The sequence below is a fragment of the Humibacter sp. genome, from assembly GCF_051954055.1.
In the GTDB taxonomy this organism is placed as follows: domain Bacteria; phylum Actinomycetota; class Actinomycetes; order Actinomycetales; family Microbacteriaceae; genus Humibacter.
Genome location: NZ_JBQCIE010000057.1, coordinates 1 through 23,504 on the forward strand (window position 1 = coordinate 1; position 23,504 = coordinate 23,504).

Sequence of the window (23,504 nt, forward strand, 5' to 3'; positions counted from 1 at the left end):
CACACGCATGGCGGAACAGCCCTGGCTCATCGTCGGCCTCGGCAACCCCGGCGCGCAGTACGAGCGCACCCGCCACAACATCGGACAGCTGGTGGTGGACGAGCTCGCACGCCGCGCATCCGCCGTGTTCAAATCGCACACGACCAACGCGTGGGTCGCCGTGGGACGTATCGTCCCCGGCGGCCCTCGCCTGGTCCTGGCCAAGCCCAACACGTACATGAACGTGTCGGGCGGGCCTGTCGCGCAGCTCATGCGGTTCTACTCCCTGCAGCCGGAGAGGCTGATCGTGGTGCACGACGAGCTGGACATCCCCTTCGACACGATCAAGCTGAAGTCCGGCGGCGGCCACGGCGGGCACAACGGGGTGCGCGACATCGCCAGTGCCCTGCGCAGCGCCGACTTCACTCGGGTGCGGGTCGGTGTCGGCCGGCCGCCCGGACGCACGGATGCCGCCGACCACGTGCTCAGTCCGTTCACGTCCGAGCAGCGACAGGTGCTGCCGAGCCTGATCTCGGACGCTGCAGATGCCGTCGAGCTGGTCACGACGGACGGCCTGCTCGTGGCGCAGCAGAGATTCCACTCGCCATCCTGAGGTACGCGTTCACGGCGACCTCCTAGCCCGCGCCAGGCTGCTCCGAGGCATCCGCACAACGCCGTGGCATAGCGTCTTGAGTCATGCAGCTCTTCACGCGCGAGTGGGGCACGGGGGACCGGGTCGCGGTTCTCGTGCACGGACTGTTCAGCAGCTCGCGCACCTGGCACCGGCTCGGGCCCGCTCTCGCCGACGAGGGGTATCGAGTGGTCGCCGTCGACCTGGCCGGTCACGGGCAGAGCCCGCGGCTGGAGAACTACTCCCTCGCCGGACTCGTGCGGAGCATCGCCGACAGCGTTCCGCTCAGACCCGAGCTCGCGATCGGGCACTCTCTCGGCGGCCTCACGCTGTCGCGCCTGATCCGGCGGCTGCAGCCCGGTCGCGCCGTCTACATCGACCCGGCATTCCTCGGCACTCGGCTGCCGTGGTGGCAACGGGCAGGCGCGCCGATGCTGTTCCACAGCCTGCTCAACCGGCCGGCGAGAGCCGTCGCACGCAGCAATCCGCGCTGGCACAAGGACGACGTCGAGATCGAGGTGTCGGACTACGCGGCCTTCGACCGGCGCTTCTTCCGACGCTTCGGCGATGGTCGGGCGATGCCCTTGAGCGCACCCGACCGCATGGTCGTGCCGTCGCTCATGATGCTCGCGGACAGGTCACGACTGGTGAGTGCGACCATGGCCGACCGGATGCGCGGACTCGGCTTCGAGGTGCGCGTCGTCGCCGGTGCAGGGCACACCGTGCACCGCGACGACTTCGACGGGTTCCGGCGAGCACTGCACGGCTGGGTGTGACGCCTTCCGCGGCGCCCGAAGCGAGCGGGCCTTAGGCTTCGCAGATGGTTGCGATAACGCCGGTGCGTCCTGAAGACCACGCCGTATGGCGGGAACTGTTCAACGGCTACCTCACCTTCTACGAGGAACAGCTGGACGAGGCGACAATCGACGCACTGTTCGCGCGGGTGCTCGCGTCAGACATCCACGGCGCGCTGGCGCGGGATGACCAGGGGCGGCCGATCGGTCTGGTCCACTGGCTGACCCACGCTTCCACCTGGTCGATCGCCGACTACTGCTACCTCGAGGATCTCTACGTCGACGCGACCGCTCGTCGCAGCGGAGCGGGCGCTGCGCTCGTCGAGCACGTTCGTGTCTGGGCCAAGGAGAACGGGGCGGCGAAGGTCTACTGGCTCACCGCCGAGTCGAACGCGACGGCGAGGTCGCTCTACGATCGCGTTGCGGAGCGGACCGGATTCATCCACTACGAGATCGCCCTCTGAATCCGCCCGATTCCACGAAACCTGCCCAGCGCCCGCCCAGGCGCGATCGGGTACCGTACCGGAGGAACGACGGCAGCACGTCGCTCCCCGGACGAGACGCGCCGTACCCGGATCCGACGACGACGCTCGGGAGAGCATCGTGGACATTCTCATCCAGGTCGTCGGCTCGCTACTCGTTCTCGCGGGGTTCGCGCTCGCGCAGTGGGGCGTGCTGAATCCGAAGTCGCCGACCTATCTCGTTCTGAACGCGGTAGGCTCCGGCATCCTCGCCGTCGATGCCGTGGTCGAAGCGCAGTGGGGATTCCTGCTGCTGGAAGGCGTGTGGGCGATCGTCTCGCTGGTGTCGCTCGTCGGCGTGCTGCGTGCTCGGCGCGTCGATGCCACTCGCTGACCGGGCTGCAGAATCACGCTGCCGCCGCCGGGAGTCGTCTCTCAGCGCCCGTGCGCGGCGAGGATCTGGTCGAGGTCGATGTGGCCGAGCAACTGGGTCCAGTCGAGCTCGCGGGCGACGTCCTCGACGTCCTCCTCGGCGTAGACCCTGCCGTTTCGGTGCACGACCACACCCTCGGGGATGATCGCATTCAGCTCGGCGAGCACGGCGTCGTTCACCGCCTCGGTGTCGAAGTCCGCGCCATAGCGCGCGTAGACATCGGCGGGAACGGTGTAGTCGATGGTCGTGATCTCGGTCGCCATGTGGCGAGCCTAATCACGCTGCCCCGCACCCACACCGGGCGGTGCGGGGTGCGGGGCAGCACACGGCGTCAGGCCTGCAGTGCGGCCTGAAGGTCGATCGTGATCGTCACGGTGTCGCCGAGGAGCATGCCGCCGGTCTCGAGCGCCGCGTTCCAGGTGAGGCCGAAGTCCTCACGGTTGACGACGGTCTTCGCGCTGGCGCCCGCCTTGTAGTTGCCGTAGGCATCCGCCCCGAAACCACCGAAGTCGAATTCGAAGGTGACGGGCTTGGTGATGCCCTTGATGGTCAGGTCGCCGTCGACGAAGAAGTCGCCGTTCTCGACGCGGGCGCCGGTGGAGACGAAGTCGATGGTCGGGTAGGTCTCGGCCTCGAAGAAGTCGCCGGTGCGCAGGTGGCCGTCGCGGTTCGGGTCACCGGTGGAGATGGATGCCACCTCGGCGCTGGCGGTCACGCTGGCCTCGAGCGGGTTGGCGGGCGTGACGAACGTCGCCTGGAACTTCTCGAACTTGCCCTTCACCTTGCTGATCATCAGGTGACGGATGCTGAATCCCACCTCGCTGTGCGCGGGGTCGATCACCCAGGTGCCCTCGCGGTAACCGGGAATCTCGAGCGTGGTCGTGGCGGTGTCGGTCATGGTTCTCCTCGTGAACGAATGAAGGAAGAAGGATGTGCGAGCCGGTGCCGCACACGTATGCAAACGCATCGGCTTCGGCTCTATTCCCGTTACCCCGAAAAAGTTCGTCGTGCCCTGTCTCTACACTGGACCGAGTGATCCTCGAGGGCTTGACCGGGGCGCTTTCGCGCGCCCAGACATTCGCTGACGCCCTCGCCTACGCGAATCGCGACGCGGACTTCTCGGTGACGAGCGGCCTCCGCGTTCCTCTCGCGGCGGCGCTGCTCGGCACCCGTCCCGCCGACAAGCAGGTGCTGCTCGTCGTCACCGCCACCGGGCGTGAATCGGAGGCGCTGCGCTCCGCGCTGGGGTCGGTCGCACCGCACGCCGAGGTGGTCGAGTTCCCGGCGTGGGAGACGCTGCCGCACGAACGGCTGAGCCCGAGCGCCGAGATCGTCGGCAAACGACTGGCTGCGCTGCGAAGGCTCTCGACCTGGACGCCGGATGCCGGGCATCCGCTCGTCGTCGTCGCCTCCGTGCGGGCAGCGCTGCAGCCGCTGGCGGCAGGGCTCGACCGACTCGAGCCGATCGTGCTGGCCGAGGGCAGCAGGGGCAACGACCTCACCGGCATCTCCTCGCGGCTCGTCGACCTGGCGTACGCCCGCGTCGACATGGTGACGCGGCGCGGCGAGTTCGCGGTGCGCGGCGGCATCCTCGACGTGTTCCCGCCGACCGCCGAGCACCCGGTGCGGGTGGATTTCTTCGGCGACGAGGTCGAGCAGATCCGCGCCTTCTCGGTGGCGGACCAGCGCTCGCTGCAGCACGACGTACCGGAGGTACAACTGGCTCCAGCGCGCGAGCTGCTGCTGACGGATGCCGTGCGGCAGCGCGCGGCGGAGATGGCGCACGAGTTCCCAGGCCTCGAGCAGCTGCTGACGAAGGTGGCGGAGGGCATCCCGGTCGAGGGAATGGAATCGCTGGCGCCCGCGCTGGTCGATCGTCTCGTGCCGCTCACGGAATACCTGCCGGACGGCGCTGCCGTCGCCGTGATGGGACCGGAACGCGTGGCCGCGCGCGCGGTGAGCCTCGCGGAGACGAACCGCGAGTTCCTCGAGGCGGCGTGGAGTGCCGCAACGGTGGGTGCCGCCGCGCCGATCGACCTGGCCTCAGGTGACTTCCTCTCGCTGCGGCAGCTGCGCGACGCCGCACAGCTCAGCCGGCCGGGGGAGCGGGCGCCCGATCACCCGTGGTGGACGTTCTCCAGCTTCGACACCGGGGGAGCGGAACCCGTGGCGCCGATCTCGGAGCAGTCGGTGGAAGACCTCGTCGAGTCGGCGGGCGACTACGTGCGCGTGGCCGCCGAGGCCGTCCCGAGCTTCGCCGGGAACGTGGACGGCGCGGTCGGCCACGTGGGTCAAAGGCTGTCGGAGGGCTGGCGGGTCGCCGTCGTCGCCGAGGGACATGGCCTCGTGGAGCGGGCGGTCGACGTGCTCTCCGAGCACGGCGTCGCGGCACGTCAGGTGGAGGACTACCCGGCGGATGCCGAGAGCGGCGTCGCCTACGTGCTTGCGGCATCCGTCGAGCAGGGCTTCGAGCTGCCGGAGGCGAAGCTCGCCCTGATCGGCGAGACCGAGTTCTACGGCCGGACGATCGGCTACGACTCCCGGCAGGTGAAGAAGCTCGGCGTCCGGCGCAAGAACGTGGTGGACCCGCTGCAGCTGAAAGCGGGCGACTTCGTCGTGCACGAGACGCACGGCATCGGCAAGTTCGTCGAACTCGTGCAGCGCGAAGTCTCCTCGGGCGGCCGCAATGCGGTGAAGTCGAAGCGCGAGTACCTGGTGCTGGAGTACGCGCCATCGAAGCGCGGATACCCCGGCGACAAGCTGTACGTTCCGACCGACCAGCTCGATCTGCTCAGCCGTTACGTCGGCGGCGAGGCGCCGCAGCTGTCGAAGATGGGCGGTAGCGACTGGTCGCAGGCGAAGGGGCGCGCCCGCAAGGCGGTTCGCGACATCGCCGTCGAGCTCGTCAAGCTGTACTCGGCGCGGATGGCCTCGAAGGGCCACGCGTTCGGGCCGGACACGCCCTGGCAGCGCGAGCTCGAGGAGGCGTTCCCGTTCGTGGAGACGCCCGATCAGTTGCAGACCATCGACGAGGTGAAGGCCGACATGGAGCGGCCGATCCCGATGGACCGCCTGATCTCCGGCGACGTCGGCTTCGGCAAGACGGAGATCGCCGTACGCGCCGCGTTCAAGGCCGTGCAGGACGGCAAGCAGGTGCTCGTGCTCGTTCCGACCACTCTGCTCGTGCGGCAGCACTTCGAGACGTTCCAGGAGCGCTTCGCCGGGTTCCCGGTGCATCTGCGCCAGCTCAGCCGCTTTCAGAGCGACCGCGAGGCGAAGGAGGTCATGGACGGCCTCGCCGATGGCACGGTCGACGTCGTGATCGGCACGCACCGGCTGCTGTCGAAGAACCTCGTCGTGAAAGACCTCGGGCTCGTGATCGTCGACGAGGAGCAGCGCTTCGGTGTCGAGCACAAGGATGCCCTCAAGAAGCTGAAGACGAACGTCGACGTCCTCGCGATGAGCGCGACGCCCATCCCGCGAACGCTGGAGATGGCGGTGACCGGCATCCGCGAGATGTCGACGCTGGCGACGCCGCCGGAGGACAGACATCCGATCCTCACGTTCGTCGGTCCGTACTCCGACAAGCAGGTGGCGGCCGCGGTCCGACGCGAGCTGCTGCGCGAGGGACAGGTGTTCTTCGTGCACAACCGGGTGTCGAGCATCCAGCGCATCGCCGCCCAGCTGGCGGAGCTCGTTCCCGAGGCGCGCATCGCTGTGGCGCATGGGCAGATGAACGAGCACGTGCTGGAGCAGATGGTCGTCGACTTCTGGGAGCGCAAGTTCGACGTGCTCGTCTCCACGACCATCATCGAGACCGGGCTCGACATCGCCAACGCGAACACGATCATCATCGACCGTGCCGACAAGTACGGTCTGTCGCAGTTGCACCAGCTGCGAGGCCGCGTGGGGCGCGGTCGCGAGCGCGCGTACGCGTACTTCCTGTGGGATGCCGACAAGCCGCTCTCCGAGACCGCCCACGATCGCCTCTCGACCATCGCGGCCAATAACGAGCTGGGCAGCGGCATGCAGGTGGCGCTGAAAGACCTGGAGATCCGGGGCGCAGGCAACCTGCTCGGTGGAGAGCAGTCGGGGCACATCGCCGGGGTGGGCTTCGATCTGTACCTGCGGATGATCGGTGAGGCCGTCGGCACGTTCCGCGGCGAGGTCGCCGAGGGGCAGACCGAGCTGCGGCTGGAGCTGCCGGTGGATGCGCACATCCCCGAGGAGTACGTCGACTCCGAGCGGCTGCGGCTCGAGGCCTACCAGAAGCTGTCGGCGGCATCCGGTCCGAATGCGAAGCCGGATGCCATCGACCTCGTACTCGAGGAGCTCACGGACCGCTACGGCGAACCGCCGGAGGCCGTCACGAACCTGATGTCGGTGTCCCGCCTGCGTCGCCGTGCGCAGCAGGCCGGGCTCTCGGACGTCGTCGCCATGGGTTCGAACCTGCGCATCGCGCCGGCCGAACTGCCAGACTCGCTGCAAGTGCGACTGCAGCGCATGTACCCGAAGTCGCGCATCGTGGCCGCACAGAAGGTGCTGCTGGTGCCCCTGCCGGTCACGGACGGGGAGCCGCTTCCGGATGCCGACCTGATCGCCTGGGTGCGCGGTCTGCTGGACGCGATCTTCCCGCAGCCGGAGGTGGCACAGACGGAGGACGCCGCCGCGAGCTAGGCGGCGCGACGAATCCTCCAGCGGATCCGCCTTCGTCCGCGAGACTGCATGCCCGCCCCGAGACAGTGGGTAATACCTGCAGTCTCGGGGCGGCTTTGCAGTCTCACGAAAGGCGATGGGTGCGCCATCGCTAGCGTGGAGTGCGTGACCTTCACCCCCGCACCCTCGTTCACGACGCGTCCGACGCTGCACGGCACGTTCGGCATGTCGGCCTCCACGCACTGGCTCGCCACGGCGGCCGCTCAGTCCGTGCTGGAGCGCGGCGGCAACGCGTTCGATGCGGCGGTGGCCGCCGGCTTCGTGCTGCACGTCGTCGAGCCGCACCTGAACGGGCCGGGCGGCGACCTCACGGGGCTGTTCCGTGTGTCGGGCGGCGAGGTCCGGGTGCTGATGGGACAGGGCCCGGCTCCGGCCGGTGCGACGCTCGAGCACTACCGCGACGTCGAAAGGCTCACGGAGGTTCCAGGCGCGGGCGCGCTCGCCGCAGCCGTTCCGGGATCCGTGGATGCCTGGCTCTGGCTGCTCGCGGAGCACGGCACCTGGGAACTGTGCGAGGTGCTCGGGTACGCGATCGACTATGCCGAGCACGGGCATCCGGTGCATCAGAACGTCGTGACCACTATCGAGCGCATCCGGGAGCACTTCGTCGGGCACTGGCCGACGTCTGCCGCACTCTGGCTGGATGCCGACGGCAACCCTCCCGTGCCGGGTGCGCTGATCGTGAATCCTGCATATGCTGCGGTGCTGCGGCGACTCGTCGAGGCATCCGAAGGGGCGGGGGAGCGCGGTGAAGCCCGCACCGATCGCATCGCCGCGGCGCGGCGGGAGTGGAAGTCGGGATTCGTCGCGCAGGCGGTCGAACGATTCGTGCGGCAAACCCACCGCCACAGCGACGGACGCGATCATGCGGGGGTGATGCGGGCATCCGATCTCGCCGCATTCAACGCGAGCGACGAGGATGCCGTGAGCTACGACTTCCGCGGATGGCGCGTGCACAAGACGGGCCCGTGGGGGCAGGGCCCTGTGCTGCTGCAGATGCTTGCGATCCTCGACGCGTACGGACGCCTGCACTCGCTCGACGACGAGCACCTCGATCCGTCGACCGCGTTCGGCATCCACGTGATCGCCGAGGCGGAGAAGCTCGCGCTCGCCGACCGCGACGCCTGGTACGCCGACCCGGCCTTCGTCGACGTTCCGTTGTCGACGTTGCTCTCCAGGGAGTACGCCGAGTCCCGTGCCGGCCTGATCGAGGAGACCGCGAGCGCCGAACTGCGACCGGGCGCACCGGAGGGGCGTCCGCCGCAGCTGCCGCCCCTAGCGACCGGAGCGGGCAAGGACGGACTCGAAGAATCCGATGCCGTGCCAGGAGACGACCGCGCCGCGGGTGTCGGCGAGCCGACCGTCGACCGGCACGGCCAGACCCGGGGAGACACCTGCCACCTCGACGTGGTGGACCGGTGGGGCAACGTCGTCACGGTGACGCCCTCTGGTGGATGGCTGCAGTCGTCCCCGACGATCCCCGAGCTCGGCTTCTGCCTCGGCACACGGCTGCAGATGGCCTGGCTCGACGAGAGCGTCCCCACCGTTCTGCGACCCGGTTCGCGCCCGCGCACGACCCTGTCGGCGACGCTGATCACGCCATCCGTGCCGGGGGAGGCCGAGCACGTGCTGACGCTCGGAACGCCCGGCGGCGACCAGCAGGACCAGTGGCAGCTGCCGGTGCTGCTTCGGATGCTCGTGGGCGGCTGGAGCGCGCAGGCCGCGATCGACGCCCCCACGTTCCACACCACCAGCCACATCTCCAGCTTCTGGCCGAGGGAGTGGGAGCCCGCGGGCCTCGTCGTGGAGGAGCGGATCGGCCCGGATGTGATCGAGGAGCTGCGGAGGCGCGGACACCGGGTCACGGTCTCCGGCCCCTGGACACTCGGCCGACTCAGCGCCGTCGGGATGGAGCCGTCGGGGGCCGGAACGGAGTCGCCGCGGGTCTTCTGGGCGGCCGCCAACCCGCGCGGGGCGCAGGGTTACGCCGCCGGTCGCTGATGCGTCAGCGGCGATAACGTCGACACCATGCCAGACATCGAATACCGCACCCTCGGACCCTCCGGCCTCGTCGTCTCCACCGTCGGCCTCGGCTGCAACAACTTCGGCCGCGCCGACACACGCACCGAGACCCAGGAGGGCACGAACGCGGTGATCGATGCCGCCGTGGACGCCGGCATCACGCTCTTCGACACCGCCGACATCTACGGCAGAGAGCCGGGGCTCAGCGAGGTTCTGATGGGCAACGCCCTGCGCGGGCGACGCGACAAGGTCGTGCTCGCCACGAAGTTCGGCATGGACATGCGGGGTGCGAACGGACCGGACTGGGGCGCGCGCGGCTCGCGCCGCTACGTACGGCTGGCGGTCGAGGCATCCCTCTCCCGGCTGAAGACGGACTGGATCGACCTCTACCAGCTGCACGCTCCCGATCCGGCGACGCCGATCGAGGAGACCCTCGACGTGCTCGACGACCTCATCGCCGAGGGCAAGGTGCGCTACATCGGGCACTCGAACCTGACGGGCTGGCAGATCGCCGACGCCGAATACCAGGCGGTGCTCCACGGGCATCCGAGGTTCGTCTCGGCGCAGAACGAGTACAACCTGGTGCACCGTGGGGCGGAGCGCGAGGTGCTCCCCGCTGTTCGGCACTTCGGGCTGGGGTTCCTGCCGTTCTTCCCGCTCTACAACGGTCTGTTCACCGGCAAGTTCTCCCGCAAGGGAGGCCCCGACGACAGCCGTATCATGCGGCAGCGGCGGCACATCCTCGAGGAGGCGCCGTGGGATGCTCTGGATGCCTACCAGCGGTTCTGCGACGAGCGCGGCATCACGATGCTGCAGGCCACGTTCGGCTGGCTGCTCGCGCAGCCGGCCCTGACGAGCGTGATCGCGGGCGCGACCACGCCTGAGCAGGTCATCGCGAACGCGGAGGCCGGGGGCGCCTGGCGTCCATCCGAGGAGGATGCCGCCGCTGTCGCGGAGCTGTTCCCGGCTTAGCCGCCGCAGCCTCGACATGACAGATCGCGCTCTCCCGCCGGGGACATGCCGTTCTGGCATGTTCCCAGGCTGATGTCCTGTTCACGCCACGGCAACGTGACATTGACGTCGGCACCAGCTGTATTACTGTGTCTAATACAGCTGGTACAGCGGAACGGAGGCGCGAATGATGCAGATCGCCATCGATCCGCTGTCGGAGGTTCCGCTCTACCAGCAGCTGCGCGACCGCATCGTGGAGGGCATCGCGACGCGCGAACTCGAGCCGGGCGCCCCGCTGGCATCCGTTCGTCAGCTCGCCATGGAGTTCGGCATCAACCCGGCGACCGTGGCCAAGGGCTATGACCTGCTGCGGGCCGAGGGCCTGCTCACCACCCATCGCAGCTCCGGCTCGATCGTCGCGCCCGACGCTCTGCGCGGCTGGAACGACGAGCTCGAGCAGTCCTGGCGGTCGCGCCTGCGCACGCTCGTCGCCGAGGCGATCGCGCACGGGGCCGACACTGCTCGGCTCTCCGTGCTTCTCGACGAGGTGCTCGTCGAGTTCGACCATCCTGACCACTCCCAGACCGACGCAGAAAGGGGAGGGTCATCGTGACGGCCTTCGCCATCGTGTTCACCATCGCCGTCACGACGGTGATCGCCGCGCTCCTGCTGGCGATGCCGTCGATCGTGCGCCCCACACTGCCGCTCGGTGTCAGCGTGCCAACCGAGCGGGTCGGCGATCCTGCTGTGCGAGGGGCCGTGCGGCTCTACCGATGGTGCATCGCGATCGCCTGGCTGGTCTGCGTCATCGTCGGCGTGATCGGCGCGCTCGTCATCCCGGCTCTGGCCGTAGCGATCATGCCGCTCGTGTTCCTCGTGCTGTCGTTCCTCGCCTACGTCACCGTGCGACGCCGCATCCTCGCTGCCAAGCGCGGCGGCGGGTGGTACGCGGGCAAGCCGACGCGACTGGTGGCGGATGCCTCACCGCGCGACCCGGGGCATCCACCGATCGGCTGGCTGCTCGCGTCGCTTGCCGTGGTGTGCGCGGTCGTGGCGCTCGGCATCACCGTCTACGCGTCGCTGCCCGACATCGTCCCGGTCCATTGGGGAGGAGGGGGTCACGTCGACCGCACGGCCCCGAAGTCCGTGTGGAGCGTCTTCAGCCTTCCGATCGTCGCGGGTGCTCTCTCGGTCGGGCTGTACGGGATGTCGTGGATCACGAGATCGAACGGCGGACGCCCCGTCGCCTCGGACACCCCTGAGCAGGCTGCCATGCGGGCGGATGCCCAGCGGCACCTCGCCTCCACCGGCCTCGGCGTCCTGTCGCTGGCTCTCACGCTCGGTCTCGGCGTCGCCGCCGCGACGTCATGGCTGGCCCCGTCGTCACCCGGCATCATGTTCGCCTCGATCGGGCTCACGCTGATCCTCACGCTCGGTGCCGCTGTGGCGATCGTCGTGACGTACGCCAGGGCCATGTCACACGCCAATGCCATGGCGACGGCCGGTCGCGATGCCGCGGCCGTGAATCCCGCCACGCATCCGGCACCTTCGCCGAGGGCGGAGGCTCCCGACGACGACCGCTACTGGAAGCTGGGCGTGCTCTGCGTCAACCGCGACGACCCCGCCACCTTCGTGCCCAAGCGCTTCGGCGTTGGCTGGACCATCAATCTCGGCAGCCCCGGCGGCATCGCGTTCGGCCTCATCGCCGTCGTCGTGGTCGTCGGCTCGCTGGTCGCCTCCATGGTGGCCGGCGCGACGCGCTGAGCCCCAAGCATCCGCTCCAGCGAAAGGTCGTTCGTCGTGAGTTCTCCCGCTGAGTCCTCGCCGTTCCCCACCCGGGTGCCGTGGATCCCCGTCACGGCGTTCGTCGTGATCGCGTTCGGTCTCGCCTTGCTGATCGCTCTGCCGCTGTGGCTGAGCGGGCGAGGACTGGCGACCCCGGGCGCCACCTTCCTCATCAGTGGCATGATGTACGCCCCGGCCATCGCCGCCCTGGTCGTCGCGTTCTTCATCCAGCGACCGCGGCCGCGTCCGCTCCCCGAATACCTGGGACTCTGGCCGCTGCGTCCGGTGAAGCGGGTGATCGGCATGACCCTGATCGGACTGTTCGGCAGCATGCTGCTGGTCATCGTCGGTGTTTTCGTCTCCGCGGCGTTCGGTCTCGTGCACCTGGACCTCGTGCACTTCTCCGGCTTCCAACGACTGCTCGAGGTCTCCTCGCACGGCCGGTCGATCCCTGTGCCGATCGGTCTCCTCGTGCTGATCCAGCTCGTCTCGCTCCCGTTCGGAGCCCTGTTCAACGCGTTCGCCACCATCGGCGAGGAGCTGGGTTGGCGCGGCTGGTTGTTGCCCAGCCTGCGACCGCTCGGCACCTGGCCCGCTCTCATCATCACGGGCGCCGTGTGGGGGCTGTGGCACTCGCCGGTCATCCTTCTCGGGTACGACTTCGCCCAGCCGAATGCGCTCGGCGTTCTGATGATGGTGGGTGGATGCGTATTCGTCGGCATCCTGTTCGGCTGGCTGCGCCTGCGCAGCGGCTCCGTCTGGCCGTCCGTCTTCGCTCACGCCGGCTTCAACGCGGCCGGCGGATTCCTCGCCCTCGTCGCCGCAGCCGGCACCACGGTGAGTCCTGTGATCGTCGGCCCGCTGGGGCTGGTGCCGTGGGCCATCGCGGCCGTGATCATCATCGTGCTGGGCCTCGCCGGGCAGTTCAAGAAGCAGCCGCGCCTCGTGCGCAAAAAGCCGCTTCCCGAGTGGGCGCCGCCGACCGATGCACCGGCGAGCCGCTGAATCGTTCGCGAGCCCGGATGCGTGCCTCAGGCGTGTGGATGCAGCCGGCGGTAGCGTCGCGCCAGAGCCGCGACCGCGATGCCGCCGGCCACGATCGAGACGGATGACCCGAGCAGCACCGCGAGCACGCCCTCGTCGCGCACCTCGGCGATCTTCTCGAACGCCAGCTCGTTCATCAGCAGCGAGACCGTGAATCCGATGCCGCCGAGCGCCGCCACCACGAGACCGTCGACCATCCCGGTCGACTGACGACTAGCCCGTGGGCCGATCCGCCCGCCGATCCAGCCGCCCACCGTGATGCCGACCAGCTTGCCCACCGGCAGCGCCACGAGGATGCCCCAGAACGCCGGCGACAGCCGGTCGACGGGCACGGCGGGAATGGCCACGAGGGCCGCGGAGAACGCGAACAGCGGAAGAACCAGCCCGTTCGACCACGGCTCCATGGCGTGTGCCGTTCGCCGCGCGGGCTCCCTCGACATGACGAGACCAAGCACGACGCCCGCGATCGTGGCGTGAACGCCCGACGCGTGCACGAGCATCCAGGTCAGGATGCCCACCAGCACCATCAGCACCGCCACCGGTCCGCGAAGGCGGCCGCGGAGCATGCGGCTCAAGAGTCCGAACGCGACGATGCACACGACGGCTAGGCCGAGGTCGACGAGGTTGGGGTCGGAGGTGAAGAACACGGCGATGATCACGATCGCGATCAGGTCGTCGAGCACGGCGAGTGCGAGCAGGAAGACCCGGATGCGGTGTGGAAGGCCGCGACCGAACACGGCGAGCACCCCGAGTGCGAACGCGATGTCGGTCGCTGTCGGCACCGGCCATCCGGCCTCGTAGCCGCTGCCCGCGGTGAAGGCGAGGTACACCAGGGCGGGCGCGATGACGCCGAAGACAGCCGCGATGGCGGGATGCAGCGCCTTCTGCCACGAGCTCAGCTCACCCACGGTCAGCTCGTGCCGCAACTCGATCGCGACGATGAAGAAGAACACGGCGAGCAGGCCGTCGCTGATCCAGGCGCCCACGCTCAGATCGAGGTGCAACGAGGCCGGACCGAACGAGGCGGATTTCACCTCCTGGAGCACCGACCCGAACGCCGTGTTGGCGAGCACCAGGCCGAGCACGGCTGCGCCGAGCAGGATGCCGGCCGCGGCGCGCTCCGACCGGATCAGGCTCATGCTGCCGGAATCGGCGTGACCAGGCAGAACACGTGCCCGTCCGGATCGTGCAGCACGGTCTGCCGTTCGCCCCACGGCTCATCGTTCGGGCCGTGCACCACTTGAGAGCCGGCCGCGACGACCGCAGCGGTCGCCGCATCCACGTCGTCGACGGCGAACGTCGCCGCCACGCCGAGCTCGGACGGCGCAGGGGTCCGCTGGTGCAGCATGAGCTCCACGTCGCCTGCTCTGAGCCGTGCGACCTCGTCGTTCGACCACAGCCGGCGCAACCCGAGCGCATGCTCGTACACGGCCAGCGACCTCTCCAGATCCGAAACCGACACGATGATCCGTCGCACAGTAGTCCCAGTGGTCACACGAATAGCGTAGGGGGCGCCGGGGACATGACCTCGGGCCTGACAGGAGAGCCGATGACAAGCGCGCAGTCGCGACTGGATGCGTTCGCGGATGCCATGGCATCCGTTCTCGACAAGTGCGTCTGGTCGCAGACCATGACCCACGAGACGCTCGTGCCGTACCTCATCGAGGAGACGTACGAGCTCGTGGATGCGATAGAGGCGGGCACCACGGAGGAGATCATCGAGGAGCTCGGCGACGTGCTGTGGCAGGTGGCGTTCCATTCCGAGATCGCCTCGCGCACGGCAGGGGAGCGGTTCGACATCCAGGACGTCGCGGCTCACGTGACCGAGAAGATGGTGCGGCGGCATCCGCACGTGTTCGGCGACGAGGTGGCGGAGACGCCCGAAGAGGTGCTCCGGCTGTGGACTGCCGCAAAGGCTGCCGAGAAGCGTCAGCGCGACAGCGTGCTGGACGGCATACCGCAGGGGATGCCCGCCCTCGCGCTGGCGGACAAGGTGATCGGCCGTGCCGCTCGGGTCGGCGTCGAGGTGGATGCCACCGCCGGCGCGATGGCGGGCATCGACGACGAATCAGAGCTCGGTGCCCTGTTGCTCGGCATCGTCGCGGCCGCGCGCGACCGGGGTCTGGACGCCGAGCGCGCACTCCGCTTGGGCGTCAGGTCGCTGCAGGACGACATCCGCGCCGCGGAGCTCGATTCGCTCTGAGGCGCGGCATCACACGTGGTTCGTCAGTCGTCCAGGCGGCGTCGGAGTTCGGCGTTCTCGGCGCGCAGTTTGAGCACGCGTTCGACGCCGGCCAGGTTGATGCCGTCTTCCTGCAGCGCGGCGACCTCACGGATGGTGGTGATGTTGTCGTCGCTGTAGCGGCGAGTACCGCCTTGCGTGCGTGCGGGCTTGACCAGACCCTTCTCCTCGTACAGGCGTAGCGTCGCCGCGGGGAGGTCGGCGAGTTCGGCCGCTACCGCGATGCTGTACAGGGGCGTGTCCCCTGCCCGGTCCGTCATCCTCAAAGTTTGCTGTTAAACGGAAGGATTGTCAAGCTGGTGATGTATTAAATCTGTGTCAGGTGCTGTAGGTAACCTTCTTCGGAGAAGGGAGGCTTCAAGTGCAGGGCGGGACCGAGACCGCGACGGCAGGGTTCGCAGACCTGATCTGCTCCGATCCGGAATGGCTGGAGGCCGAGTTCGCGGCTCTGGTCGGCCGCACCGGCTTGGAGCCTCCCGTGCGCACCGGAGTCACCCGGCCGCGGTCGGCGACCTGTGGCCGCGCCCCGGACGCGCCCGTTCCGGGCGGATGGAAGGCACCTCGTGCGCGAATCCGCGCGGTGGCCCGCTGCCCTCCGAAGCCATGGACACCTGCGAGGCAGTTCATGGACACACACACGACGAAAGGAGTTCAGACCATGGCCATGTCGTTCGATCCTTTCAGCCAGCTGGACCGAATCGCGCAGAGCCTCTTCGACACCAGCCGCCAACCGCGCATGATGCCGGTCGACCTCTCACGTGAAGGCGACAGATACCTGCTGAACGCGGACCTGCCCGGCATCGACCCCGGGTCCATCGATGTGGACGTCGATGGGCACCTGCTGACCATCCGCGCCCAGCGGTCGTCGGGAGACCACACGAACGGCCGGTGGCTGTTGCAGGAGCGTCCCTTCGGCGGCTACCTTCGGCAGTTCACCATCGGCGACGACGTCGACACCGACGGCATCAGCGCGAGCTACGACAACGGCGTGCTCAGCGTCCTGATCCCGATCGCCGAACACGCGAAGCCGCGCAAGGTCAGCGTCGAGTCGGCTCCCGCGGAAGCGAAGGCCGTCACCGCCTGAACGCAGTCGGCGAGTTGGCTCCACCGCGGTGAAGGACGGACCGCATGAGGCGGACGACACGCCACACTCGCTGCGAACCAAGGGCGGCCTCCCTGCAGGGGAGGCCGCCCTTCCGCTGCACCACGATTCGCGCAAGCGAGGACACACGGCCGGGGTGAGGTGGAGATTCGGTTGCTCGTCGCCTCACGCGCTTGCGTGAGCGTCGGTCGTCTCCACCTCGGCGACCCGCTCCTCGGCTCGGCGCCCGGGCATGAGCACCACCGCGACGAAGAGCACCGCGGCGACCACGGCGATCGCCGCGAACACGAGGTGCACCGCATCCGCGAGCTGAGGGCCGTGCGGTGTGCCGTCTGCTCCGACTGTCGTGTTCGCGTTCACCACCGCGCCGAACACGGCCACGCCCACGGCAGAGCCGATGGACCGGGCGAACATGTTCGTTCCGGTCACCATGCCGCGCTCCTGCCAGTCGACCGAGGTCTGCGCGGCGATCAGGGTCGGCACCGCCGTGAGTCCCATACCGGCACCGATCACGAAGCAGATCACGCCGACCAGCCAGATGTTGCTGCCGACGCCCAGCGTGAGCAGCAGCACTGCGCCCGCGACGACGACGCCCGAGCCGATCACCGCCGTCCAACGAAATCCGATACGCAGGTAGAAGCGCCCGGCGATCGACGCCGTCAGCGGCCAGCCGACCGTGAGCGCGGCGAGCGCGAAACCGGCGATCAGGGCGCTCACGCCCAGCACGTTCTGCGCGTAGATCGGCACATACGTCGACAGTCCGAGCACGATGGCACCGATCAGCAGCGCCGCCGCCGTGGATGCCCAGATGACGCGACGCTTCAGCACCGACAGCGGCAGAATCGGATGCTCCGCCTTGCGTTCCACGAACACGAACGCGACGAGCGCTGCGGCACCGACCGCGAAGATCCCGATCGAGGTGACGGAGTTCCAGGTCCACGCGGTGCCGCCCTCGAGCAGCCCGAGGATGACGAGCGCCGTGCCCGCGGTGAGGAGCACCGCCCCCGCGTAGTCGATACGCGGGCGCGTACGCTCGCCGTGGTTCTTCTCGCTGAACTTGCGCCACAGCATCCACGCGGCAAGAAGCGACAGCGGGATGTTGATGAAGAAGATCCAGCGCCAGCTCACGAACTCGCTGAAGACGCCGCCCAGGGTTGGCCCGACCACGGCGGAGATGCCCCACACACTGGCCAGGTAGCCCTGGGTCTTCGCGCGCTCCTGCAGGGTGTAGATGTCGCTGGCGATCGTCATGCTCATCGGCAGCACCGCTCCGGCGCCGAGTCCCTGCACGACGCGGGCCGCGATGAGCACCGGCATCGACCAGGCGAATCCGGCCAGGATCGAGCCGAGCAGGAACAGGCCGATGCCGATCATCATCAAGCGCTTGCGGCCGAAGAAGTCGGCGAGCCGCCCGTAGATCGGCACCGAGACCGCCTGCGCCAGCACGTAGATCGAGAAGAGCCACGGCAGCTGTTCGAAGTGGCCGAGGTCCTTCGCGATCGACGTCGACGCGGTCGCGATGATCGTCGAGTCCAGTGCCACGAGCGAGGTGGCGAGCATGAGCGACAGCAGGATGGGCCCGCGCTCCGAGCGCAACCCGACGCCGCCGCGGGAGATCGTGTTCTCAGACATCGAACAGTGCAATCCGGATGCCGCCTCCGCTATTCCCTCGCCTCAGCGAGCCGTGCGGTGAGCGCCGTGGGGCATCCAGTGCCCTGAAAGAATGGATGCCATGGCCCAACCCGTGAACCCGCCCCGCGGCATGCGCGACTTTCTTCCCGCCGACAAGGCCCGCCGCGAACACGCACTGGGCGTCATCCGCTCCAGCTACGCGGCGCAGGGCTTCGACGAGATCGAGACGCCGGTCATGGAGGATGCCGCACGCTTGCACTCTGGACTCGGCGGCGACAACGAGAAGCTCGCGTTCGGCATCCTGCGACGCGGTCTCACAGCGGAGGCGGTGGCGGAGCTCGCGACGGCCGGCGATCTCGAGGCGCTCACGGACCTCGGTCTGCGGTTCGACCTCACCGTGCCGCTCGCCCGGTTCTACGCCAGCCACCGTGCGGCGCTGCCGAGCGTGTTCAAGTCGATCCAGATCGCGCCGGTCTGGCGTGCCGAACGCCCCCAGAAGGGCCGTTACCGGCAGTTCATGCAGTGCGACATCGACATCATCGGTGAGCAGGGCGTCATGGCCGAGATCGAGCTGATCACGGCGACGATCGCCACGCTCGACGCTCTCGGGCTCACCGGATGCGCCATCCGCATCAACCACCGCGCCATCCTCCGCGGCCTGATCGCGTCATGGGGCGTTCCCGAGACCGGCTACGAGCGCGCGATGATCACGATCGACAAGGAGGACAAGATCGGAGTCGACGGCGCGGTGGCCGAGCTCGTCGAGCTGGGTCTCGTGCCGGAATCGGCGTCGACCTCTGTCGCCGAGAGCCTCTCCGGCCTCCCCGACGACGGCTGGAACCTCGATCGCGGCGTGGTGCCGCCACCGGCCTGGCTCGACACGGATGCCTACCGCAGCCTGCACGAGATCCGCGACGCGGTCGCCGCCGTCTCACCGGGAACCCCGCTGGTCTTCTCGCACAACCTGGTGCGCGGAATGGGCTACTACACCGGAGCCATCTTCGAGATCCAGCACCCCGAGTTCGGGTACTCGCTGGGCGGGGGAGGGCGCTACGACGGCATGATCGGCCGCTTCCTCGGCACCGACGTGCCGGCCGCGGGCTTCTCGCTGGGATTCGAGCGCATCGTCGACCTCGTGGAGATGCCGGAGCAGAACGCGGACGACGCCGTCGTGCTCATCTACGACCGCGACGTCGACGCTCCGACGCTCTTCCGCCTCAAAGCGCGACTCGTCGACTCCGGCGCCCGCGTGCGCGTCGAGCGCCGGGTGAAGAACCTCAAACCGCTGCTGGCCAGGCTCGCGGATGCCGGCTACACCCGATTCGCCTCCGTCACCTCCGCGACGACCGAGGTCGCCGAGCTGCAGTTCCGCGACCTCGGCTGAGTCCCCGCCCTAGCCGCGGAGAGTTCCGAGCGTCTCCCGTACGCGCTCGAACACGGGGCGATCGACGGTGACTCCGTTGTGTCGAAGGGCGAGCACCGCGGCCCCCACCGCACCGTCCGTGACCGATCGCAGCTCGGTCACGCCGGAGAGGCCCTCGACAGGAAGTCCCAGCGCTCCGAGCACGCCTCCTCCGCACACGACGGGTCCGCGCACGTCGGCGCTGTCGATCGCCGCGAGTGTCGTGTGGAGGGCGGCACGGGCATCCGTGATGATTCGTGTCGCCACCTCGTCGTCGCCGGCGCGGAACACGAGGGGTGCGAACCTGGCGAGCTCGATCGGGCGCAGCGCGTACACGGCGTCCAGCAGCAGCCGAAGCGACTCGGGACGGCCGTCGTAACCGGGCGTGTTCGACGCATCCGCCGGAACGTCGAGCACCCCCAGAAGTAGGGGAGTCAGCGACGTACGCGGACCGCGGCCGTCCAGCTGTGCGGCCACCGAGCGCACCACCTGCTGGCCCAGCCAGAACCCTGAGCCGTCGTCGCCCAGGAGCCATCCCAGTCCGTCGGCGGAGAGATCCTGCCGCCCGTCCTGCACGCGGATCGCTGCGGCTCCCGTTCCGGCCACGACGGCGTACCCGTCCGGCTCCCACGCGCCAGAGCAGAACGTCGCCAGCAGGTCGGACTCCAGCAGCACCCGGCCACGTACATCGACGGCATTCAGGGCCATCGTGATCCAGTCGGTGGAGACGTACGTGCGCGATCCGGCCATGGCCAGCACAGCGGCGTCGTCGATGGCGGAGACGGATGCCTGTGCCAGGGCCGACCGCACCGCGGCCACCACTTCTCGTGCGGCGTGTTCGGTGCCGGATGAGATCGGATTGCCCGATCCCGCGGCGCCGTAGCCGAGGCATACGCCGGTGGTCGTGAGCACCACCGCACGGGTGGACGTGCCGCCTGCGTCGACGGCGAGGAGATTTCCCATAGGTTGCGTTTCGATTTCGGAACTTGATAAGCGGGCGAGATGTCCTGATAATACTTTTCAGCCAGACCCCAACGACGTGAGACGGATTTTCACATGACTGCTTCCCCCGGAGTGACCAGCGACCAGGGCGCCGTCCCGGCCGCTGCTGGCCCGGGTGTCGGCATGCGCATCCAGTCTCGCCTTCCCCAGATGTCGCAGGCAATGGCGAAGATCGCCTCCCTCCTGCTGGAGTCACCGGATGCCCCGTTGCGGCTCTCGATCACCGAGCTCGCCGAGTCTGCGGGCACCTCGCCCGCCACGGTCACCCGGTTCTGCCGCACCATCGGCTTCTCCGGTTACGTGCCGCTGCGCGTCGCCGTCGCGTCGGATGTCGGCCGCGAGCGCGCGCGGGAGACCTGGAGCGAGGACATCGGCCGGGCGTTCGGGCCGGACGATTCGCCCACGCAGGTCATGAGCACGCTGCTGACCGCGCACACCCGTTCTCTGCACGAGACCGCCGAACTCATCGATCTCGCCCGCCTTCAGCGCATCGCGACCCGCATCGCGGCCAGCCACCACGTCGACCTCTATGGCATCGGCGGAAGCGCGCTCATGGCGCAGGAGATGCAGTCCAGGCTCTACCGCATCGGCATCGACTCGCACTTCTGGCCCGAGGTGCACTCCGGCCTCACGAGCGCAGCCCTGCAGGACGAGCACTCCGTCGCCATCGGCATCTCGAACACCGGGCTCACCGAGGAGACCATTCAGATGCTCGAGTGCGCGAAGTCGACCGGTGCGCTCACGATCGCCATCACGAACTCACCGGACTCGCCGCTTGCGCAGCTGGCGCACGAGCACATCGTCACGCTCGCGCACGAGCAGTTCCTGCAGCCCGACGATCTCTCGGCCAAGCACTCCCAGCTGTTCGTGCTCGACCTGCTCTATCTGCTGGTCGCCCAGCGCAACTTCGGCCGCACGACGACCACGCTGGCGGCGTCGGCTCTCGCGGTGTCCCCGCACCGTCGCTCGGCGCGGGGTCGCCGGCCGCGCGACCTCGAGAAGTCCGGCCTCCCCACCTCCGAACGACGCGAGGACTCACACGAAAAGGAGCACGCATGACCCGCCTCTTCGACGATTTCCGACACGAGGCCGACACGCGCATCGCCGCGTTGACGGCCGAGGCGGATGCCGGCGCCCTCGACCCCGCGATCGACCTGCTGGTCGACGCCGTGGTGGCCGGCGGTGTGCTCCAGGCCTTCGGCACGGGGCACTCCGAGGCGTTCGCGATGGAGATCGCCGGCCGGGCGGGCGGGCTCATCCCGACGAACCGGATCGCGCTGCGCGACGTCGTTCTGCGTGGTTCTCGCGAGGTGGACATCCTGGGCGGAAGCAGTCTGGAGCGCGACCCCGCCATCGTCGACGAGCTCTTCGAGCTGACGCCGGTCGGCGAGCACGACGTCTTCCTCATCGCATCCAACTCGGGAGTGAACGGCTCGATCGTCGGGATGGCGCTGAAGGCGAAGGAGACCGGTCACAAGGTGATCGCCGTCACGAGCCTGCAGCACACCGACGCGGTCGAGCCCAAGCATCCGAGCGGCAAGAAGCTGCGCGACATCGCGGATGTCGTCATCGACAACAAGGCACCGTACGGCGACGCCACGCTCGAGCTTCCGGGCGGGGTGAAGGCCGGCGCCATCTCGTCGATCACGGCGGCGTTCATCGCCCAGCTGCTCACCCTCGCCGTCGCGGAACGCATCGCCGAGTCCGGGCAGACCCCTCCCGTCTACATCTCGGCGAACATCCCGGGCGGGGACGAGCACAACAAGGCATTGGAGGACCTCTATCGAGACCGAATCAGCCGGACCGCCTGACAGCCCGACGATCCGGTCGAACCTGACGCACCATCTACACATTCGAGAACACGGAAAGGCAACATACCTACCATGACCACAGAAAACAGAGGACTGGACCGGCGCATGTTCCTGCGCGGCGCCTTGGCAGCCGCGGTGGCCGTCCCGATCACTGTGTCGCTCGCCTCGTGCTCCAGCGGGGGCAACAGCGGCGGCGGTGGCGGCACGAAGTCGGCGTCGAACCCGTTCGGAATCAAGGAGAGCTCGAGCATCGAAGCCGTGATCTTCAACGGCGGCTACGGCTATGACTACGTCACCTTCGCGGCGAACCTCGTCGACAAGAAGTGGAAGACGAAGTCCAAGGTCACGCCGCAGACGAACATCGCGCAGTCGCTGCAGCCTCGCTTCGTCGGCGGCAACCCGCCGGACCTCATCGACAACTCGGGTGCGAACCAGATCGGTTTCAACACGATCCTGAAGAGCCTCGAGACCCTCGACGACGTGTTCGAAGCGAACAACTACGAGGGCAAGAAGATCTCCGACACCCTCTATCCGAACGTCAAGACGCCGGGCACGTTCAGCAACAAGTTCGTCGCCATGAACTATGTGATGACGGTGTACGCGCAGTGGTATTCGGCCACACTCTTCCAGGAGAACGGCTGGACGCCGCCGAAGACCTGGGATGAGGCGATCGACCTCGGCGCCAAGGCGAAGGCCAAGGGCAAGTACCTCTTCGTCTGGGGCAAGGAGGCGGCGACCTACTACCTCACGTTCGCCCTCGACTCGGCGATCAAGGAGGGCGGCATGGACGTCCTCAACGCCGTCAACAACCTCGAGAAGAATGCCTGGTCGATGAAGCCGATCCAGGATGTCTTCAACGCGCTGGCCAAGATCGTGTCACTGGGTTACTTCGTCCCGGGCGGCGCCGGAACGCAGTTCACGGCGGCGCAGGCGAAGTGGAGCAACGATCAGCAGGCCATCCTGTATCCCTCGGGCGGCTGGATCGAGAACGAGATGAAGAAGGCGACCGCGCCGAACTTCAAGATGACCGGGGCACCGTGCCCGACCGTCACGACCAGCCCGAAGATGCCGTACGAGTCGCTGCGTGCAGCAGCAGGTGAGCCGTACATCGTCCCCTCGCAGGGCAAGAACGTCGCGGGCGGCAAGGAGATCATGCGCGCCATGCTCTCCAAGGACGCAGCGACGAACTTCTCGAAGACGCGTCTCGCGCCGACCATCGTCAAGGGTCTCGTTCCCTCCGACGGGTTCGGCTCGACCGCTCTCGTGTCTCAGACCAAGATGCTCGACGCTGCAGGCTCGAACATCTTCGACTGGGAGTTCTCCAGCCTGTACGGTCTCAACACCGACCAGCTCGTGATCTGGAACTCGTTCCTGTCCGGGCAGGCCACTGTTGCGCAGCTGACGCAGCAGATGCAGGCGATCTCCGACAAGGCCGCGGCATCCAAGTGACAACACCCAACAGCACCACGACGACCGGGGGGCGGCTCGCCCCGCCCC

23 protein-coding genes and 1 riboswitch are annotated in these 23,504 nt (G+C 68.3%); of the genes, 16 read left to right on the forward strand and 7 right to left on the reverse strand.

What is annotated here, in order from left to right; all coding sequences use genetic code 11:
• Positions 1 to 7 precede the first annotated feature (7 nt).
• The 4 genes from pth to ACTHNC_RS07215 all read left to right on the forward strand — a co-directional run bounded on the left by pth (position 8) and on the right by ACTHNC_RS07215 (position 2,259).
• Positions 8 to 592: an aminoacyl-tRNA hydrolase gene (gene pth, locus ACTHNC_RS07200; RefSeq protein ID WP_440293960.1), complete on the forward strand. Its 585-nt coding sequence runs from the start codon at positions 8 to 10 to the stop codon at positions 590 to 592.
• Between the two features lie 83 nt (positions 593 to 675).
• A complete protein-coding gene (locus tag ACTHNC_RS07205) occupies positions 676 to 1,386 on the forward strand; it encodes an alpha/beta fold hydrolase (RefSeq protein WP_440293917.1) in 711 nt (236 codons plus the stop codon).
• A 44-nt stretch (positions 1,387 to 1,430) separates the two neighbouring features.
• On the forward strand, positions 1,431 to 1,868 hold the full coding sequence (locus ACTHNC_RS07210; protein WP_440293918.1) for an N-acetyltransferase family protein: 438 nt from the start codon (positions 1,431 to 1,433) through the stop codon (positions 1,866 to 1,868).
• Between the two features lie 69 nt (positions 1,869 to 1,937).
• Positions 1,938 to 1,997, forward strand: a riboswitch (guanidine-III (ykkC-III) riboswitch).
• Positions 1,998 to 2,007: 10 nt separating this feature from the next.
• Positions 2,008 to 2,259, forward strand: a complete 252-nt coding sequence (locus ACTHNC_RS07215) for a CBU_0592 family membrane protein (protein ID WP_440293919.1) — start codon at positions 2,008 to 2,010, stop codon at positions 2,257 to 2,259.
• A 41-nt stretch (positions 2,260 to 2,300) separates the two neighbouring features.
• Here the strand turns inward: ACTHNC_RS07215 and ACTHNC_RS07220 are convergent, their stop codons facing one another.
• Together ACTHNC_RS07220 and ACTHNC_RS07225 are read right to left on the reverse strand one after the other, a co-directional pair.
• Positions 2,301 to 2,561 carry a hypothetical protein gene (locus ACTHNC_RS07220; RefSeq protein WP_440293920.1) on the reverse strand — a complete coding sequence of 87 codons (261 nt, stop codon included), beginning with the start codon at positions 2,559 to 2,561 and terminating at the stop codon, positions 2,301 to 2,303.
• A 68-nt stretch (positions 2,562 to 2,629) separates the two neighbouring features.
• A complete protein-coding gene (locus ACTHNC_RS07225) occupies positions 2,630 to 3,196 on the reverse strand; it encodes a YceI family protein (RefSeq protein WP_440293921.1) in 567 nt (188 codons plus the stop codon).
• Between the two features lie 134 nt (positions 3,197 to 3,330).
• On the opposite strand from ACTHNC_RS07225, the gene mfd reads away from it, so the two are divergent.
• From mfd to ACTHNC_RS07255, 6 genes are all read left to right on the forward strand, one after another.
• Positions 3,331 to 6,975 carry a transcription-repair coupling factor gene (gene mfd / locus ACTHNC_RS07230; protein ID WP_440293922.1) on the forward strand — a complete coding sequence of 1,215 codons (3,645 nt, stop codon included), beginning with the start codon at positions 3,331 to 3,333 and terminating at the stop codon, positions 6,973 to 6,975.
• Positions 6,976 to 7,119: 144 nt separating this feature from the next.
• Positions 7,120 to 9,015, forward strand: coding sequence for a gamma-glutamyltransferase family protein (locus ACTHNC_RS07235; protein ID WP_440293923.1), 1,896 nt, complete (start codon positions 7,120 to 7,122; stop codon positions 9,013 to 9,015).
• Between the two features lie 27 nt (positions 9,016 to 9,042).
• On the forward strand, positions 9,043 to 10,008 hold the full coding sequence (locus ACTHNC_RS07240; protein ID WP_440293924.1) for an aldo/keto reductase: 966 nt from the start codon (positions 9,043 to 9,045) through the stop codon (positions 10,006 to 10,008).
• Between the two features lie 169 nt (positions 10,009 to 10,177).
• Positions 10,178 to 10,600, forward strand: a complete 423-nt coding sequence (locus ACTHNC_RS07245) for a GntR family transcriptional regulator (RefSeq protein WP_440293925.1) — start codon at positions 10,178 to 10,180, stop codon at positions 10,598 to 10,600.
• The gene (locus tag ACTHNC_RS07250; protein WP_440293926.1) at positions 10,597 to 11,751 is read left to right on the forward strand and encodes a DUF1648 domain-containing protein; all 1,155 of its coding nucleotides are present in this window, start codon (positions 10,597 to 10,599) and stop codon (positions 11,749 to 11,751) included. Before ACTHNC_RS07245 ends, ACTHNC_RS07250 begins: the two co-directional genes overlap by 4 nt.
• Before the next feature lie 36 nt (positions 11,752 to 11,787).
• Positions 11,788 to 12,777: a lysostaphin resistance A-like protein gene (locus ACTHNC_RS07255; protein WP_440293927.1), complete on the forward strand. Its 990-nt coding sequence runs from the start codon at positions 11,788 to 11,790 to the stop codon at positions 12,775 to 12,777.
• Positions 12,778 to 12,803: 26 nt separating this feature from the next.
• On the opposite strand, the gene nhaA is transcribed toward ACTHNC_RS07255, so the two are convergent.
• Together nhaA and ACTHNC_RS07265 are read right to left on the reverse strand one after the other, a co-directional pair.
• Positions 12,804 to 13,955, reverse strand: a complete 1,152-nt coding sequence (gene nhaA / locus ACTHNC_RS07260; protein WP_440293928.1) for a Na+/H+ antiporter NhaA — start codon at positions 13,953 to 13,955, stop codon at positions 12,804 to 12,806.
• Complete coding sequence (locus tag ACTHNC_RS07265; protein WP_440293929.1) at positions 13,952 to 14,311, reverse strand: VOC family protein; 360 nt, start codon at positions 14,309 to 14,311, stop codon at positions 13,952 to 13,954. The genes nhaA and ACTHNC_RS07265 overlap by 4 nt, the downstream gene beginning before the upstream one ends.
• A 54-nt stretch (positions 14,312 to 14,365) precedes the next feature.
• Here ACTHNC_RS07265 and ACTHNC_RS07270 point away from each other — a divergent pair, with 54 nt between their 5' ends.
• Complete coding sequence (locus ACTHNC_RS07270) at positions 14,366 to 15,019, forward strand: MazG family protein (protein WP_440293930.1); 654 nt, start codon at positions 14,366 to 14,368, stop codon at positions 15,017 to 15,019.
• A gap of 23 nt (positions 15,020 to 15,042) precedes the next feature.
• On the opposite strand, the gene ACTHNC_RS07275 is transcribed toward ACTHNC_RS07270, so the two are convergent.
• A complete protein-coding gene (locus tag ACTHNC_RS07275; RefSeq protein WP_440293931.1) occupies positions 15,043 to 15,318 on the reverse strand; it encodes a MerR family transcriptional regulator in 276 nt (91 codons plus the stop codon).
• A gap of 398 nt (positions 15,319 to 15,716) precedes the next feature.
• Here ACTHNC_RS07275 and ACTHNC_RS07280 point away from each other — a divergent pair, with 398 nt between their 5' ends.
• Positions 15,717 to 16,142, forward strand: coding sequence for an Hsp20/alpha crystallin family protein (locus tag ACTHNC_RS07280; protein ID WP_440293961.1), 426 nt, complete (start codon positions 15,717 to 15,719; stop codon positions 16,140 to 16,142).
• A 183-nt stretch (positions 16,143 to 16,325) separates the two neighbouring features.
• Here ACTHNC_RS07280 and ACTHNC_RS07285 read toward each other — a convergent pair whose 3' ends face one another.
• Positions 16,326 to 17,792: an MDR family MFS transporter gene (locus tag ACTHNC_RS07285; RefSeq protein ID WP_440293932.1), complete on the reverse strand. Its 1,467-nt coding sequence runs from the start codon at positions 17,790 to 17,792 to the stop codon at positions 16,326 to 16,328.
• A 100-nt stretch (positions 17,793 to 17,892) separates the two neighbouring features.
• Between ACTHNC_RS07285 and ACTHNC_RS07290 the strand changes: the two genes are divergently transcribed.
• The gene (locus ACTHNC_RS07290; RefSeq protein ID WP_440293933.1) at positions 17,893 to 19,176 is read left to right on the forward strand and encodes a histidine--tRNA ligase; all 1,284 of its coding nucleotides are present in this window, start codon (positions 17,893 to 17,895) and stop codon (positions 19,174 to 19,176) included.
• A gap of 9 nt (positions 19,177 to 19,185) precedes the next feature.
• Here ACTHNC_RS07290 and ACTHNC_RS07295 read toward each other — a convergent pair whose 3' ends face one another.
• Positions 19,186 to 20,157, reverse strand: a complete 972-nt coding sequence (locus ACTHNC_RS07295) for an N-acetylglucosamine kinase (protein WP_440293934.1) — start codon at positions 20,155 to 20,157, stop codon at positions 19,186 to 19,188.
• A gap of 93 nt (positions 20,158 to 20,250) precedes the next feature.
• Between ACTHNC_RS07295 and ACTHNC_RS07300 the strand changes: the two genes are divergently transcribed.
• The 3 genes from ACTHNC_RS07300 to ngcE all read left to right on the forward strand — a co-directional run bounded on the left by ACTHNC_RS07300 (position 20,251) and on the right by ngcE (position 23,456).
• Complete coding sequence (locus ACTHNC_RS07300; RefSeq protein ID WP_440293935.1) at positions 20,251 to 21,255, forward strand: MurR/RpiR family transcriptional regulator; 1,005 nt, start codon at positions 20,251 to 20,253, stop codon at positions 21,253 to 21,255.
• The gene (locus ACTHNC_RS07305) at positions 21,252 to 22,007 is read left to right on the forward strand and encodes a sugar isomerase domain-containing protein (protein ID WP_440293936.1); all 756 of its coding nucleotides are present in this window, start codon (positions 21,252 to 21,254) and stop codon (positions 22,005 to 22,007) included. The genes ACTHNC_RS07300 and ACTHNC_RS07305 overlap by 4 nt, the downstream gene beginning before the upstream one ends.
• A gap of 72 nt (positions 22,008 to 22,079) precedes the next feature.
• Positions 22,080 to 23,456: an N-acetylglucosamine/diacetylchitobiose ABC transporter substrate-binding protein gene (gene ngcE / locus ACTHNC_RS07310; RefSeq protein WP_440293937.1), complete on the forward strand. Its 1,377-nt coding sequence runs from the start codon at positions 22,080 to 22,082 to the stop codon at positions 23,454 to 23,456.
• Positions 23,457 to 23,504 lie beyond the last annotated feature (48 nt).

What these genes read in the sequence shown, in the direction of transcription:
- ACTHNC_RS07210 (WP_440293918.1), top strand. Translation starts at nt 1,431, where the DNA reads ATGGTTGCGATAACGCCGGTGCGTCCTGAAGACCACGCCGTATGGCGG.
- pth (WP_440293960.1), top strand. Translation starts at nt 8, where the DNA reads ATGGCGGAACAGCCCTGGCTCATCGTCGGCCTCGGCAACCCCGGCGCG.
- ACTHNC_RS07205 (WP_440293917.1), top strand. Translation starts at nt 676, where the DNA reads ATGCAGCTCTTCACGCGCGAGTGGGGCACGGGGGACCGGGTCGCGGTT.
- ACTHNC_RS07220 (WP_440293920.1), bottom strand. Translation starts at nt 2,561, where the DNA reads ATGGCGACCGAGATCACGACCATCGACTACACCGTTCCCGCCGATGTC.
- ACTHNC_RS07240 (WP_440293924.1), top strand. Translation starts at nt 9,043, where the DNA reads ATGCCAGACATCGAATACCGCACCCTCGGACCCTCCGGCCTCGTCGTC.
- ACTHNC_RS07305 (WP_440293936.1), top strand. Translation starts at nt 21,252, where the DNA reads ATGACCCGCCTCTTCGACGATTTCCGACACGAGGCCGACACGCGCATC.
- ngcE (WP_440293937.1), top strand. Translation starts at nt 22,080, where the DNA reads ATGACCACAGAAAACAGAGGACTGGACCGGCGCATGTTCCTGCGCGGC.
- ACTHNC_RS07285 (WP_440293932.1), bottom strand. Translation starts at nt 17,792, where the DNA reads ATGTCTGAGAACACGATCTCCCGCGGCGGCGTCGGGTTGCGCTCGGAG.
- ACTHNC_RS07225 (WP_440293921.1), bottom strand. Translation starts at nt 3,196, where the DNA reads ATGACCGACACCGCCACGACCACGCTCGAGATTCCCGGTTACCGCGAG.
- ACTHNC_RS07275 (WP_440293931.1), bottom strand. Translation starts at nt 15,318, where the DNA reads ATGACGGACCGGGCAGGGGACACGCCCCTGTACAGCATCGCGGTAGCG.
- ACTHNC_RS07270 (WP_440293930.1), top strand. Translation starts at nt 14,366, where the DNA reads ATGACAAGCGCGCAGTCGCGACTGGATGCGTTCGCGGATGCCATGGCA.
- nhaA (WP_440293928.1), bottom strand. Translation starts at nt 13,955, where the DNA reads ATGAGCCTGATCCGGTCGGAGCGCGCCGCGGCCGGCATCCTGCTCGGC.
- ACTHNC_RS07300 (WP_440293935.1), top strand. Translation starts at nt 20,251, where the DNA reads ATGACTGCTTCCCCCGGAGTGACCAGCGACCAGGGCGCCGTCCCGGCC.
- ACTHNC_RS07280 (WP_440293961.1), top strand. Translation starts at nt 15,717, where the DNA reads ATGGCCATGTCGTTCGATCCTTTCAGCCAGCTGGACCGAATCGCGCAG.
- ACTHNC_RS07245 (WP_440293925.1), top strand. Translation starts at nt 10,178, where the DNA reads ATGCAGATCGCCATCGATCCGCTGTCGGAGGTTCCGCTCTACCAGCAG.
- ACTHNC_RS07290 (WP_440293933.1), top strand. Translation starts at nt 17,893, where the DNA reads ATGGCCCAACCCGTGAACCCGCCCCGCGGCATGCGCGACTTTCTTCCC.
- ACTHNC_RS07295 (WP_440293934.1), bottom strand. Translation starts at nt 20,157, where the DNA reads ATGGGAAATCTCCTCGCCGTCGACGCAGGCGGCACGTCCACCCGTGCG.